Source organism: Curvibacter sp. T50, assembly GCF_057219955.1.
Genome location: NZ_JBXVVU010000001.1, coordinates 205,608 through 218,920, shown reverse-complemented (window position 1 = coordinate 218,920; position 13,313 = coordinate 205,608). Strand labels below are relative to the sequence as shown.

General features: G+C 70.4%; 10 protein-coding genes. 8 read left to right on the top strand and 2 right to left on the bottom strand.

The window, feature by feature from the left end; translation table 11 throughout:
* The first annotated feature begins 10 nt into the window (after nucleotides 1–10).
* From AC2EBU_RS01035 to AC2EBU_RS01020, 4 genes are read left to right on the top strand one after another with little or no spacing between them, the layout of a single operon-like run.
* A complete protein-coding gene (locus tag AC2EBU_RS01035) occupies nucleotides 11–898 on the top strand; it encodes an alpha/beta hydrolase (protein WP_484608533.1) in 888 nt (295 codons plus the stop codon).
* Between the two features lie 13 nt (nucleotides 899–911).
* Nucleotides 912–2,159 (top strand): multidrug effflux MFS transporter, encoded by a 1,248-nt coding sequence (locus AC2EBU_RS01030; protein ID WP_484608532.1) that lies wholly within the window; start codon nucleotides 912–914, stop codon nucleotides 2,157–2,159.
* Nucleotides 2,137–3,117, top strand: coding sequence for a tRNA (adenosine(37)-N6)-dimethylallyltransferase MiaA (miaA, locus tag AC2EBU_RS01025; RefSeq protein ID WP_484608531.1), 981 nt, complete (start codon nucleotides 2,137–2,139; stop codon nucleotides 3,115–3,117). Before AC2EBU_RS01030 ends, miaA begins: the two co-directional genes overlap by 23 nt.
* A 2-nt stretch (nucleotides 3,118–3,119) precedes the next feature.
* The gene (locus AC2EBU_RS01020; RefSeq protein ID WP_484610087.1) at nucleotides 3,120–3,764 is read left to right on the top strand and encodes an ABC transporter ATP-binding protein; all 645 of its coding nucleotides are present in this window, start codon (nucleotides 3,120–3,122) and stop codon (nucleotides 3,762–3,764) included.
* A gap of 59 nt (nucleotides 3,765–3,823) precedes the next feature.
* Here the strand turns inward: AC2EBU_RS01020 and AC2EBU_RS01015 are convergent, their stop codons facing one another.
* Nucleotides 3,824–5,509: a serine hydrolase domain-containing protein gene (locus AC2EBU_RS01015; protein WP_484608530.1), complete on the bottom strand. Its 1,686-nt coding sequence runs from the start codon at nucleotides 5,507–5,509 to the stop codon at nucleotides 3,824–3,826.
* 123 nt (nucleotides 5,510–5,632) lie between these two features.
* Entirely contained in the window at nucleotides 5,633–6,061 is a 429-nt protein-coding gene (locus tag AC2EBU_RS01010) for an Hsp20/alpha crystallin family protein (RefSeq protein ID WP_484608529.1), read from the bottom strand.
* Between the two features lie 178 nt (nucleotides 6,062–6,239).
* Here AC2EBU_RS01010 and AC2EBU_RS01005 point away from each other — a divergent pair, with 178 nt between their 5' ends.
* The 4 genes from AC2EBU_RS01005 (at nucleotide 6,240) to AC2EBU_RS00990 (ending at nucleotide 13,311) form a co-directional block, all read left to right on the top strand.
* Nucleotides 6,240–8,807 carry an ABC transporter permease gene (locus AC2EBU_RS01005; protein ID WP_484608528.1) on the top strand — a complete coding sequence of 856 codons (2,568 nt, stop codon included), beginning with the start codon at nucleotides 6,240–6,242 and terminating at the stop codon, nucleotides 8,805–8,807.
* A gap of 62 nt (nucleotides 8,808–8,869) precedes the next feature.
* Nucleotides 8,870–9,934, top strand: coding sequence for a PLP-dependent cysteine synthase family protein (locus AC2EBU_RS01000; RefSeq protein ID WP_484608527.1), 1,065 nt, complete (start codon nucleotides 8,870–8,872; stop codon nucleotides 9,932–9,934).
* Nucleotides 9,935–9,959: 25 nt separating this feature from the next.
* Nucleotides 9,960–11,072 carry a lipocalin-like domain-containing protein gene (locus AC2EBU_RS00995; RefSeq protein ID WP_484608526.1) on the top strand — a complete coding sequence of 371 codons (1,113 nt, stop codon included), beginning with the start codon at nucleotides 9,960–9,962 and terminating at the stop codon, nucleotides 11,070–11,072.
* A gap of 115 nt (nucleotides 11,073–11,187) precedes the next feature.
* Complete coding sequence (locus tag AC2EBU_RS00990; RefSeq protein ID WP_484608525.1) at nucleotides 11,188–13,311, top strand: acetyl-CoA hydrolase/transferase C-terminal domain-containing protein; 2,124 nt, start codon at nucleotides 11,188–11,190, stop codon at nucleotides 13,309–13,311.
* Nucleotides 13,312–13,313: the final 2 nt, after the last annotated feature.

Here is a 13,313-nt window from a genome sequence, read left to right as displayed (position 1 = left end):
ACCCATTCCCATGGCCCCCGTACGACATCTTCTTGCCCTCTTCGCCGCGCTGATGCTGCTGGCCGGCTGCGCCAGCCTGGACGAGCGGCAGCGCCAATGGATCTTCCAGCCTTCCGACCGCAGCTGGTGGCGGGGTGAAGAAGCCGCGCAGGGCATGGCCGACGTCTGGATCGACTTTTCCTCGCGCGAAACCGGCGCGCCGGTGCGGCTGCACGGCCTGTGGAGCCCGCACGAGCGCTTCGGACACGACCCGAAAGCGCCGGTGCTGCTGTACCTGCACGGCGCGCGCTTCAACGTGGTGGGCTCGGCTTTTCGCATGCGGCGCATGCAGGAGCTGGGGTTCTCCGTGCTCGCCGTCGACTACCGGGGCTTTGGCAAAAGCACCAACATCCTGCCGTCGGAGGCCATGGCCGCCGAAGACGCCCGCGCCGCCTGGGACTGGCTGGCCCGGCAGTACCCCGACCGGCCGCGTTACATCTTCGGCCACTCGCTGGGCGGCGCGATCGCCATCAGCCTGGCCGCGCAGGTCGGTGACGAGGCCGGCACCCTGGTGGAAGGCACCTTCACGTCCATTCCCGACGTGGTGGCGTCCTATCGCTGGGGTTGGCTGCCGGTGGGGCCCCTGATCACGCAGCGCTTTGCGGCCGTGGAGCGGGTGGCCCAGATTGGCTCGCCGCTGCTGGTGGTGCACGGCAGCGACGACCGCACCATCGCGCCCGCGCTGGGCCGGCGCTTGTATGACGCCGCCGCCGAACCCAAACGCTTCGAGCTGGTCGAAGGCGCGTCGCACCACAACGCCAACGCCATGGGGCAGGCGCAATACCGCGCTGCGCTGGTTGCCTTGTTCGGCGTGAATGCAGGCAGCACACCCACGACTGCTTCAGCCAGCCGGTTCTGATACCCTCGGACGGATGTCGTCCCCCTTGAGTGTCCGGTCAGCCGCACGGCATGCCGGAATGTCCGCGCTGACCGTTGTCCTGCTGCTGTCCCTGCTGCTCGGGCTGCAACCGGTCACCACCGATCTGTACCTGCCGGCCCTGCCCTCGATCACCCAGGGTTTCGGCGCCGGCATGCCGCAGGCGCAGCTGACGCTGACCGCACTGCTGCTGGCCTTCGGCATCTCGCAACTGGTGTGGGGCCCATTGTCTGACCGGTTCGGCCGCCGGCCGATCCTGATGGGCGGAACAGCGGCCTATGTGCTGGCCTCCCTGGGCAGCACCTGGTCGCCATCGATCGAGGCCCTGATCGCCTGGCGTGCGGTTCAGGGTGTGGCCATGGGCGCGGGGGTGATGACGGCCCGCGCACTGGTGCGCGACCTGTACCAGCCGGCCGAAGGCGCGCGGGTGATGTCCAAGGGGCTGACCGGCCTGGGGGTGATTGCCTGCATCAGTGCGCCGCTGGGGGGCTTGCTGACCGATTGGGCGGGCTGGCGTGTCGCCCTGGGCGCCCTGGCCGCGTTTGGCACCGTCACGCTGGCGTTTGTTGCGCTGCGCCTGGAAGAAACCGTTGCGCCGGCCCATCGCCGCTCGCTGCACCTGGGCCAGTTGGCGCGCAGCTGGGTGCAGATTCTGCGTGACCGCACTTTCCGAGCCTGGTCGCTGCTCACTATCGCGTCCTACGGCGGGCTGTTCACCTTTCTGGCCACATCGTCGTTCGTGTTCATCGAGGTCATGGGGCTGAGCCGCACCGGCTACGGCCTGCTGATGTTTTCGATGTCGGCGTCGTACATCGCCGGCACCTTCATCTGCCGGCGGCTGCTCACCCGGCTGGGGCTGCGCCACACCGTGGCGGTCGCCGGGGGACTGACGCTGGCCTCCGGCCTGTTGCTGCTGATCCTGGCCCATGCCGGCGCCGGCCAGCCCTGGTACGGGCCGTGGGCGGTGATGGGGCCGTTTTACCTGTTCATGCTGGGCCACGGTGTGCATCAACCCTGTGGCCAGAGCGGCGCGGTGGGCCCGTTTCCGCAGATGGCTGGCACGGCTTCGGCGGTCAACGGTTTTCTGATGATGGTGGCCGCGTTTCTCACCGGCGGCTGGCTGGGCCGCGCGATGAACGGAACCGTGTTCCCCATGGTCTGGGGTATCGCCTTCTGGTGCGCGGTGATCGCCCTGACCGCCTGGACCCTGGTGCAACGCGATGGCGACACCACAAGCGCCTGAAAACGCGCCGCCTCTGCGTGCCCTGTGCCTGGCGGGCCCCACCGCCGCCGGCAAAACCGCCGCCGCGCTGGCCATCGCCGCGCGCTGGCCGGCAGAGATCATCAGCGTCGACTCGGCCCTGGTCTACCGCGGCATGGACATCGGCACCGCCAAACCCAGCGCCGCCGAGCGGGCCGCCGTGCCGCACCACCTGATCGACATCCGCGACCCGCAACAGGCCTACAGCGCGGCCGAATTCGTGCGCGACGCCGAGGCGCTGATCGACGCCATTCGCGGGCGCGGCCGTCTGCCGCTGCTGGTGGGCGGCACCATGCTGTATTTCAAGGCGCTGTTCGACGGCCTGGACGACATGCCCGCGGCCGACCCGGCGGTGCGCGCCGCCCTCGAAGCCGAAGCGGCCACCCGGGGCTGGCCCGCGCTGCACGCCGAGCTGGCCCGGGTGGACCCGGTCACGGCGGCGCGGCTGGCACCGGCCGACAGCCAGCGCATCCAGCGCGCGCTGGAGGTGTGGCGGGTGTCGGGGCGGCCGATGTCGGCGTTTCACACTTCAAACACAGGAGCAAAAAGCGACCTTTCTGCGCTGGGTATCGCCCTTTTTTCCCTGGAACCGCAAGACCGGGCCTGGCTGCATGAGCGCATCGCCCGGCGCTTTGACGCCATGCTGGCGGCGGGCTTTCTGGACGAGGTGCTGGCGCTGCGCGCGCGCGGCGATCTGCACGCCGAACTGCCCGCGATGCGCTGCGTGGGCTACCGCCAGGCCTGGGAGGCGCTGGACGGCACGCTGCCGCTGGCCGAGCTGCGCGACCGCGGCATCTTCGCCACCCGCCAGCTGGCCAAACGCCAGCTGACCTGGCTGCGCAGCATGCCGGCGCGCACCGTGGTGGCCTGTGATGCGCCGCAGGCCCTGGACACCGTGCTGGACCGGGTGGCGACGCTGCTGCAGGGACACGCAGCGTGAGCCTGGTGCAGGTCCGCGGCCTGGCCAAACGCTACGGTGACAGCACCGTGTTCGAACAGGTGTCGCTGCAGGTGGCGCCGGGCGAATTTGTCGCCATCGTCGGCGAGTCGGGCGTGGGCAAATCCACGCTGCTCAACTGCCTGGCCGGCCTGGACGACTGGGACCGCGGCACCGTGAGCCTGGGCGGCGTCGACATCGGCGCGCTGGATGAAACCGGCCGCGCCCTGCTGCGGCGCGAACAAACCGGCTTTGTTTTTCAGGCCTTCCACGTGTTGCCGCACCTGGATGTGGCGCAGAACGTGGGCCTGCCGCTGCTGCTGCTGGGCCGCCCGGACGCCGCGCGGGTGGCGGCGATGCTGGATGCGGTGGGTCTGGCGGGCCTGGGCGGCCGGCTGCCGCAGCAGCTCAGCGGCGGCCAGTTGCAGCGCGTGGCCATTGCCCGCGCCCTGGTGCACCGCCCGGCCCTTTTGCTGGCCGACGAACCCACCGGCAACCTGGACCCCGGCACGGCCGCCCGCATCCTGGACCTGCTGCTGGCGCAGACGCGTGAACACGGCAGTGCCCTGGTGCTGGTGACCCACTCGGAAGCGGCCGCCGCCCGGGCGGACCGGGTGCTGCATCTGACGGCCGACGGCATCCGGGCCTGATCGGGCCGGGCGGCGCCCGCCGTCGGCGCCGGGGGCAGGCACCGGGCCGCCGTCGCCCTTCAGTCCGCCACGCGCTCGGCCCGGTGCTCGCCGTTCTGGTGCAGCACCAGCGCCACCACCCGGCCGCTGGTGTCGCGCTCGAACTGCAGCTCGGCCCTGACCACCTCGTAGGCAAAACGGTCCGGCCGCCCCGGCATGGGGAACACCGGCACCCGCGGGAAGTTGCCCGACTGCACCGCCAGCTGGCCGTCGCTCGCGCGCACGTCCAGCACCAGGTCGGCGCCGAACACCCGTCGGGCCACAAAACGCCCGGCATAGCCGGCTGCCACGGCGTCTGGCAGCACGGCCAGTGTCGGTGCGTGGGCATCGATACGGGTCAGCGTCTGCTCGCCGCCGCCCTGGGTGACCGTGGCCGAAGCCGGCTGGCCGTCCTGGCGGGCGAACTGGTAGCTCAGGCCCTGCTCCCGATCCACAAAGCGGTCCGGGCCCGCCGGGCTCAGCGGGCGATAGGCCACGTTGACGGGCCGGCGGTACAGCACGCCGTCCTGCGCCACCACGGTGATGGTGCCGCCGACGCTGGAGCGGTAGAGGCCCGCGTAGGCCGCCAGCTGATCCGCCGGGAGCGTGAACGGTGTTGCCGCCACCGGGTAGTAGCTGCCGGCGATGGCATTGCGCACCCGCCAGGGCTGGGCCTGGCCATTGCTGGTGAGCAACACCAGCGCCTCCTGCGTCGCGGGCAGGACCATCCAGACCGAGCGGTAGCCGCTGGTCCAGCCTTCGTGGAAATAGCTGCGCCGCTCTTTCGGCCCGCGAATCCAGACGCCGTAGCCGATCTCGCCCGTGTCGATGCGCCCCAGCGGCGTCAGCATGCGTTCGGCCGCCGGGCCCAGCGGCCCGTTACGCCCGGCCAGCACCGCCCGGCTGAACCGCAGCAGGTCGGGCACGGTGGAGCGCAAGGCCCCGGCCCCGGCAAAGGCCAACATGTCCCAGGGTGTGGTGGGCTGGCGCCCGTCAAAGCCCGGGGCCAGGCGCGGCGCCTGCTCACCCAGGTGCTGCACCGTGTCGGTCATGCCCAGCGGCGCCGTGATGCGCTCGCGCACCAGCTCGCTCCAGGGCTTGCCAGAGCGCTCCGACAGGATTTCGCCGAGCACGCCGAAGCCCAGGTTGCTGTAGCGGGCCTCGCACGGGGGCGCCTGCGCCAGTTGCAGGGACGCCAGCGCGGCCCACATCCGGGGCCGGTCGTAGCGGCGGTAGGGGCTCTCGGGCGGGCCGGCCTCGCGGAAATCCGGCGGCAGGCGCGGCAGGCAGGAGCTGTGGGTGACGAGCTGGCGCAGCGTAATCGACGCGACAGCAGGCGAGCTGAAAGCCACTTTGCCCGCGAGCACGTCGCCCAGCCGGTCGTCCAGGCGCAGGTCGCCGCGCTCGACCGCCTGGGCCAGCAGCAGCCCGGTGAACACCTTGCTGATGGAGCCGATCTCGAACAGCGGCGGCGCGCCCGCGCCCGGCTCGGCGGCGGGCACCGGGTCGCCCGCCGACACCAGCGCCTGGGCGGCCTTGCCATCCCGCCACACGCCCGCGGCCGCCTGACCGTGCCGCAGTTCGCCCAGCGCCACGCGGGCCATCACGGCCGGATCGCTGGCCAGGCTCAGGGGCTGGGCCCAGGCGACCGGCGCCACGACGGCGAGGCCCGCCAACCAGACCGAAACACGGCGGAAAACCCCGAAAACCCGGCGTCGAGCAGGCATCACGCACCCCTTTGGAATTGGATGCGGTCATGATGCCAGACCCGATCAGCAGCGGACGGCTGCGGCAGAGAAAAGGCGACGGGCTTCACAGCCCGCCGCCTTCGTCCATCACGACAAGGGTGCTTATTCGATCGCCAGCCGCTGCGAGCCGCCCGCGGCCTTCTTGGGCAGGGTCAGCGTCAGCACGCCGTTTTCGTACTTTGCCTTGGCCTGCGCCTGATCGATGTCTGACGCGAGCTGGAAGCTGCGGGCCACGGCGCCGTAGTAGCGCTCGCTGCGCAGCACTTTTTCATCGCTGGTCTGGGTGTCGGCCTGCTTGATTTCGGCACGCAAGGTCACCACGTTGCCGTCGATGCTGACGTGGATTTCGTCCTTGCTGACACCGGGCACTTCCGCGTGCACGGTGTAAGCCTTGTCGGACTCCTTGACGTCCACACGAATCTGCGCGGGGGTCGGCAGCGGGTCGCCATGCAGCGGACGGACATAAAAGCCGGGCGCGAAGTCCTTGAAGAAATCGTCGAACAGGCTTGCGCGATTGACCAGAGAGTTCATGGGTTTCTCCTTTCCGAGGGGTTGAACAAGGCGTTGCCGCCATGAATACGATATGGAGGCCGGCCGCTTTCCTTCAAGAGCGGTGTGCCCACTTTTTGCGCCAGATCAACCCCTTGCCCGCAGGGACGCCGTGGCGCCGCGGGCACCGCCGATCGCGCCGGACGCGACAATGGCCGCCATGCGTTTGCTGCTGCTCTCCTGGGCCTGGCCCGAACTGCGCCACAACCCCTGGCGCAGCCTCACCGCCGTGGTCGCGGTCGCCGTGGGGGTGGCGCTGGCCTGGGCGGTGCACCTGATCAACCAGTCGGCGCTGGAGGAATTTGCCGGCGCCACCCGCGCCGTGAACGGCGAACCCGATGTGGAGCTGCGCGACCGGGGCGCCGGTTTCGACGACCGCCTGCTGGACCACCTGGCGGCCCACCCGGATGTGCGCTCGGCCAGCCCGGTGCTGGAGGTGGCCACCTACGCGCTCGCGCCGGACGGCGCGGGCACGCGCCAGAGCCTTCGGGTGCTGGGCGTGGACGCGCTGGTGGTGGCGCGCACCGCCCCCGCGCTGATGCCGCTGCCCGATGCCGACGCCGACCGCCTGGCCTTGTTCGCCCCCGACAGCGGCTTTGCCAACCCGGCCGCCCGAGCGCTGGCCGGACCCGGTGGCACGCTGCGCCTGCAAACACCCGACGGCGTGCGCACCATCCGCCTGCGCGGACAGGTCACCGCCGGCGGACCGCCCCTGCTGGTGATGGACATCGGCGCCGCCCAAGACCTGCTGGGCCGCGTTGGCCTGCTCACCCGCATCGACCTGCGGCTGCAGCCCGGCGCGGACCGGGCCGCCTTGGTGCGCGATCTGGCGCTGCCGCCCACCGTGCAGGTGGCCGATGCGCAGTCCGCCGGCGAGCGATTGACCCAGATCTCCCGCGCCTACCGGGTCAATCTGACGGTGCTGGCGCTGGTCGCCCTGTTCACCGGCGCCTATCTGGTGTTTTCGGTGCTGTCGCTGGGCGTGGCGCGCCGGGCGCCGCAACTGGCGCTGCTGGGTGTGCTGGGGCTCACCCCGGTCGGGCGGCTGCGGCTGGTGCTGGCCGAGTCGGCGCTGCTGGGCGTGGTCGGCACGCTGATCGGGCTGGCCGGCGGGCTCGCGCTGGCCCAGCTGGCGCTGCGCCAGCTGGGGGGCGATCTGGGGGGCGGCTTCTTCGCAGGGGTCAGCCCGACCCTGCGGTGGACGCTATCCGGCCTGCTGGCCTACGGCGCCCTGGGGCTGACCGCCGCGCTGGCGGGCGGCTGGTGGCCGGCACGGACGGCCGCCCGCCTGCCGCCGGCGCGCACACTCAAGGGTCAGGGACTGGTGGCCGAGCCGGGCGCCGCCTCGGGCGAGCACGCCTGGCGCGGGCCGGCGCTGATGGCCCTGGGGGCCGTCATGGCGCTGCTGCCGCCGCTGGGCGATCTGCCGCTGGCGGCCTACCTGTCGGTCGGCCTGTTGCTGGTGGGTGGCATCGCCACCCTGCCGCCGCTGGTCTGGGCCTTGTGCCGCGCACTGATGCCGTCCGCCGGCCAGGGAGTGCTGGCCTTGCTGGCGCTGGCCCGTACCCGGCGCTCCCGCCATTCCGCCACGGTGGCCGTGGGCGGTGTGGTGGCCGCCCTGGCGCTGGCGGTGGCGCTCACGGTGATGGTGGCGAGCTTTCGCGGCTCGGTCTCGCAGTGGCTGGACCGGGTGCTGCCCGCCGACCTGTACGCCCGCACTGCCCGCAGCGCGCAGGCCGCCGACGCCGCTTTCTTGCCCCCCGGCCTGGCAGCGCAGGTGGCGACGCTGCCCGGAGTGCGCACGGTGCAGGTGCAGCGCCTGCGCAGCCTGGAGCTGAGCGCCGGTCAACCGCCGGTCACCCTTCTGGCCCGCGACCTGGGCGAGCCGGCCACCGAGCTGCCGCTACTCGGGCCCGCGCACAGCCCGCCGGCAGGCCAGATACCGGTCTGGATCAGCGAAACGCTGCAACGGCGCATGGCCTGGACCCCGGGACAGCCGCTGGAGCCGCTTTCCAGGGCATTTGAGGCCCTACCCAGCGAGAAAAGGTCTTCTTCAGCTCCATTTTTCATAGCTGGCGTCTGGCGCGACTATGCCCGGGCCAACGGCGCCATCGTGATCCGCCGGGCCGACTACGAGCGGCTGACCGGCGACGCCCGCATCAACGACCTGGCGATCTGGCTGGCGCCGGGGGCCGATGCGCAGGCGGTGCAGGCCCGGGTGCGCGCGCTGGCCGCACAGGCCAGCGCCAGCGGCGAACTGCCGCTGGAGTTTGCCGCCGCCGCGCAGGTGCGCGAGGCCTCGCTGCAGATCTTCGACCGCAGCTTTGCCGTCACCGTCTGGCTGCAGGCGGTGGCCATCGGCATCGGCCTGTTCGGCGTGGCGGCCAGCTTCGCCGCGCAGGTGCTGGCGCGGCGCAAGGAATTCGGCCTGCTGCGCCATCTGGGGCTGACCCGCGCGCAGGTGCTGCGGCTGGTGGCGCTGGAAGGCGCGGCCTGGAGCCTCCTCGGGGCAGCCGCCGGGCTGGCGCTGGGGCTGGCCGTCAGTGTGGTGCTGGTGCATGTGGTCAATCCGCAAAGCTTTCACTGGACGATGGAGATGGCGCCGCCCTGGGCGCGGCTCGCGGCCCTGTGTGCCGCCGTGGCCGCCGCCGGCACGCTGACGGCCTGGCTGGCCGGTCGCAGCGCCGCCAGTGCGTCGGCCGTCATGGCGGTGAAAGAAGACTGGTAAACCCGGCCCGCCCGACACTCGGCCTGGCACACAGCCGGGCGACACCGGGTCACAATGCGGACATGCACACCCCCTCTGCCGACACCGCCTGGGTTCACCGGGCCATCCACCGCATCGAAGCCGACTACCAGCGCAGCGCCGACACCCACCTGCTGGCACTGGAACTGCCCGGCCTGGCCCGCCACGGCATCGACCTGTACCTCAAGGATGAATCGACCCACCCCAGCGGCAGCCTCAAGCACCGCCTGGCGCGATCGCTGTTCCTGTATGCGCTGTCCAACGGCTGGCTGCACCCGGGCTCGACCGTGGTCGAGGCGTCCAGCGGTTCCACCGCCGTCAGCGAAGCCTATTTCGCCCGCCTGATCGGCCTGCCCTTTGTTGCCGTGATGCCGCGCAGCACCTCGGCGGAAAAAATCGCGCAGATCGAATTTCATGGCGGACACTGCCACCTGGTGGACAACGCCAGCCTGGTCTATGACGAGGCCATGGCCGTGGCCCGGCGCACCGGGGGGCATTACATGGACCAGTTCACCTACGCCGAACGCGCCACCGACTGGCGCGGCAGCAACAACATTGCCGAAAGCCTGTTTTCCCAGATGAGCCGCGAGCGCCACCCGGTGCCGCGCTGGATCGTGGTGGGCGCCGGCACCGGGGGCACCAGCGCCACCATCGGACGCTACCTGCGCTACCAGCGACATGCCACCCAGTTGTGTGTCGCCGACCCCGAAGGTTCGGTGTTCGCCGCCTACCATGCCAGCGGCGACGCCAGCCTGACCGCGCCCGGTTCACGCATCGAAGGCATCGGCCGCCCGCGGGTGGAGCCCAGCTTCATCCGCACCGTGGTGGACCGCCTGGTGCCGGTGAGCGACGGCTTGTCCCTGGCGGCCATGCGGGTGCTGTCGCGCCGGCTGGGACGGCGGGTGGGTCCGTCCACCGGCACCAACTTCGCGGTGATGGTCGATCTGGCCCGCCAGATGCAAAAGGCCGGCCAGACCGGCTCCATCGCCTCGCTGCTGTGTGATTCGGGCGAGCGCTACCTGCCCACCTACCACAACAGCGCCTGGACAGAGGCCCGCTTCGGCGACTGCCAGGCGGCCGAAGCGGCGCTGGAGGCCGGGCTCGATTGAGCCGGCGCCCGGCAACCGCCCCGCCATGACGCAGCCCGCCCGCCCGGTCCATGGCCTGCGCCGGGCCCTGGTGCTCGGCGCCCCGGCGGCGCTCGCCGCCCTGACGGCGGCCGGGCTGCCCACCGGCGCCGCCGCCCTGCCCCCGCGCCGGCTGGTGTTTCCGCGCGACCACGGCGCCCACCCCGAGCTGCGCACCGAGTGGTGGTACATCACCGGCCATGCCGAATCGGGCGGGCGGCGGTTCGGCTTTCAGGTCACGTTTTTCCGCTCGCGGGTGGACGGCACCCAGGCGCTGAAGTCGCGGCTGGCCGCCCGGCAGCTGCTGTTCGCCCATGCGGCCATCACCGACCTGGCCGGCCAACGCCTGTGGCACGACCAGCGCATCGCCCGCGAAGGCCCGGGCGGCGCGCGCGCGGCCACCCAGGACACCGACCTGCTGGTGGACGGCTGGAGCCTGCGCCGCGACCCGGCCAGCGGCCACTACCATGCCCGCATCCGCGGCGACGCGCTGGCCATGGACCTGCGGTTCGAGCCCACCCAGGCGCTGCTGCTGCAGGGGCGCGAGGGCCTGTCGCGCAAGGGGCCGCAGCCCGAGCAGGCCAGCTATTACTACAGCCTGCCGCAACTGGCCGCGCGCGGCGAGCTGGGCTTTCAGTCCGAACGCTTTGCCGTGACCGGCAAGGCCTGGCTGGACCATGAATGGAGCGAGGCCCTGCTGCACCCCGAGGCCGTGGGCTGGGACTGGATCGGCATGAACTACCACGACGGCAGCGCATTGACCGCCTTTCGCCTGCGCCGGCGCGACGGCAGCACGCTGTGGAGCGGCGGCTCCTTTCGCACCCGCAACAGCCGCGGCGTGCAGACCTTCATTGCCGGGCCGGGCGAGGTGGAGTTCTCCCCGCAGCGCTTCTGGACCAGCCCGCTGTCCCGCGCGCGCTACCCGGTGGAATGGATCGTGCGCACCCCTGCCGACTTCTATACCGTGCGCGCCCTGCTGGACGCCCAGGAGATGGACAGCCGCGCGTCCACCGGCGCCCTGTACTGGGAAGGGCTGAGCGAACTGGTCGACTCCAACGGCCAGCCGGTGGGGCTGGGTTATCTGGAAATGACCGGTTACGCCGCGCCCCTGCGCTTGTGAGCGCACTCCAGGACCAGAAAAACTTGATTCAGAGCAAGATGCACCCGCGCGGTGCGCTCTACATTGGTCGTGAGACGGAATCCTTCCACCCTTGAAACCCCGGAGACAACCGACCATGACTGCTGCCATCCGCATTGATTCCATCGACGCTGCCGTCGACTACGTGCTCGACAAGATTCCCGGCGAAATTGTGCTGGGCATTCCGCTGGCCATCGGCAAGCCCAACCCGTTCGTGAACACGCTGTACCGGCGCATCAAGGCCAACCCGGCGCGCAAGCTGCGCATCATCACCGCGCTCTCGCTGGAACGCCCGGTGGGCAAGTCCGAGCTGGAACAGCATTTCCTGGACCCGCTGGTGGAGCGGGTGTTCGAGGACTATCCCGATCTGGAATACGTCAAGGACCTGCGGGGCCCCGGACTGCCGCCCAACATCGAGGTCTGCGAGTTCTTCATGAAGACCGGCGACTACCTGGGCAATGAGCCGGCGCAGCAGAACTACATCTCGACCAACTACACCTTCGTCGCCCGCGACATGGAACTGATGGGCATGAACGTCATGGCCCAGGCGGTGGCGGCGCGCGAAACCGAAGGCGGCCTGCGCCTGAGCCTGTCGAGCAACCCCGACGTGGTGCTGGAGGTGATGGAGAAATTCCGCGCCCGCAAGACGCCGATCATTGCCGTGGGTGTCATCAACCACAAGATGCCCTTCATGCCCAACACCGCCGACGTGTCGCCCGACTTCTTCGACGTGGTGGTCACCGACCCGGCCGGCACGCACACCATTTTTGCGCCGCCCAACAACAAGGTCACCGCGGCCGACTACGCCATCGGCCTGCATGCATCGAGTTTTGTCGAGGACGGCGGCACGCTGCAGATCGGCATCGGCTCGCTGGGTGACGCCATCGGCCAGTCCCTGATCGTGCGCGACCGCCACGGCGCCGAATACCGCACCATTCTGGAGACGCTGTGCCCGGACGGCCTGGACGGCCGCAGCCTGGGCCGCTTCGACCAGGGCCTGTACGGCTGCTCGGAAATGTTCGTCAACGGTTTCCTGCGCCTGATCGAGGCCGGCATCATCCGCCGCGAAGTGTTCAACGACGTGACGCTGCAGACCCTGCTGAACACCGGCGCCATCGCCGACGCCAAGGTCACCCCCGCCACGCTGAAGGCCCTGCTGGACGCCGGGCGCATCCACTCGCCGCTGACGCAGGCCGACCTGGACTTCCTCACCCGCTTTGGCATCTTCAAGCCGGGGGTGGCCCTCAAGGGCGACCACCTGGTGTTCGACGGCGTGCCGCTGCCCAACGACCTGCGCGGCGAGGCGCAGTTCGACGCCGTCTGCAAGATCCTGCTGGGCGCGCGGCTGCAGGGCGGCATCTTCATGACCGGGGGCTTTTTCATCGGCCCGCGCGACTTCTACGAGCGGCTGCGCACGATGCCGCCGCAGGAGCTGGCGCACATCGACATGACGCGCATCGACTTCATCAATCAGTTGTATGGCAGCGAGGATCTCAAACGCGCCCAGCGGGCCAAGGCCCGGTTCATGAACACCACCATGATCGCCACGCTGGGCGGCGCGATGGTGAGCGACGCCTTCGAATCCGGCCAGGTGGTCAGCGGCGTGGGCGGGCAGTACAACTTTGTGGCCATGGCCCATGCGTTGCCCGATGCGCGGCTGATCATGATGCTGCGCGCCACCCACGACAACAAGGACGGCCTGCGCAGCTCCATCGTCTTCAGTTACGGGCACATCACCATCCCGCGCCACCTGCGCGACATCGTCATCACCGAATACGGCGTGGCCGACCTGCGCGGCCGCAGCGACAGCGAATGCATCAAGCGCATGCTGTGTATTGCCGATTCGCGCTTCCAGGACGAACTGCTGAAACAGGCCAAGGACCACGGCAAGCTGGCCAAGGACTATGAAATCCCCGAGCAATACCGCCAGAACCTGCCCGAGGTGCTGGAAGCCAAGCTGCACCCCTGGACCGAAGCCGGCCTGCTGCCCGACTTCCCCTTCGGCACCGACCTGACCGACGACGAGCTGCGCATGGTGCGCGCGCTCAAGAAACTCAAACACGCCAGCCACCACCCCAGCGAATTCCTGCTGATGGCGGTGCGCGCGCTGTTCGAAGAAAAGCCGGTGCCCAAGGCCTACCTGGAGCGCCTGGGCCTGGACGACGCCCACAGCTTCAAGGACCTGCTGGTGCGCCGCCTGTTCGCCAACAACGTGGGCTGACC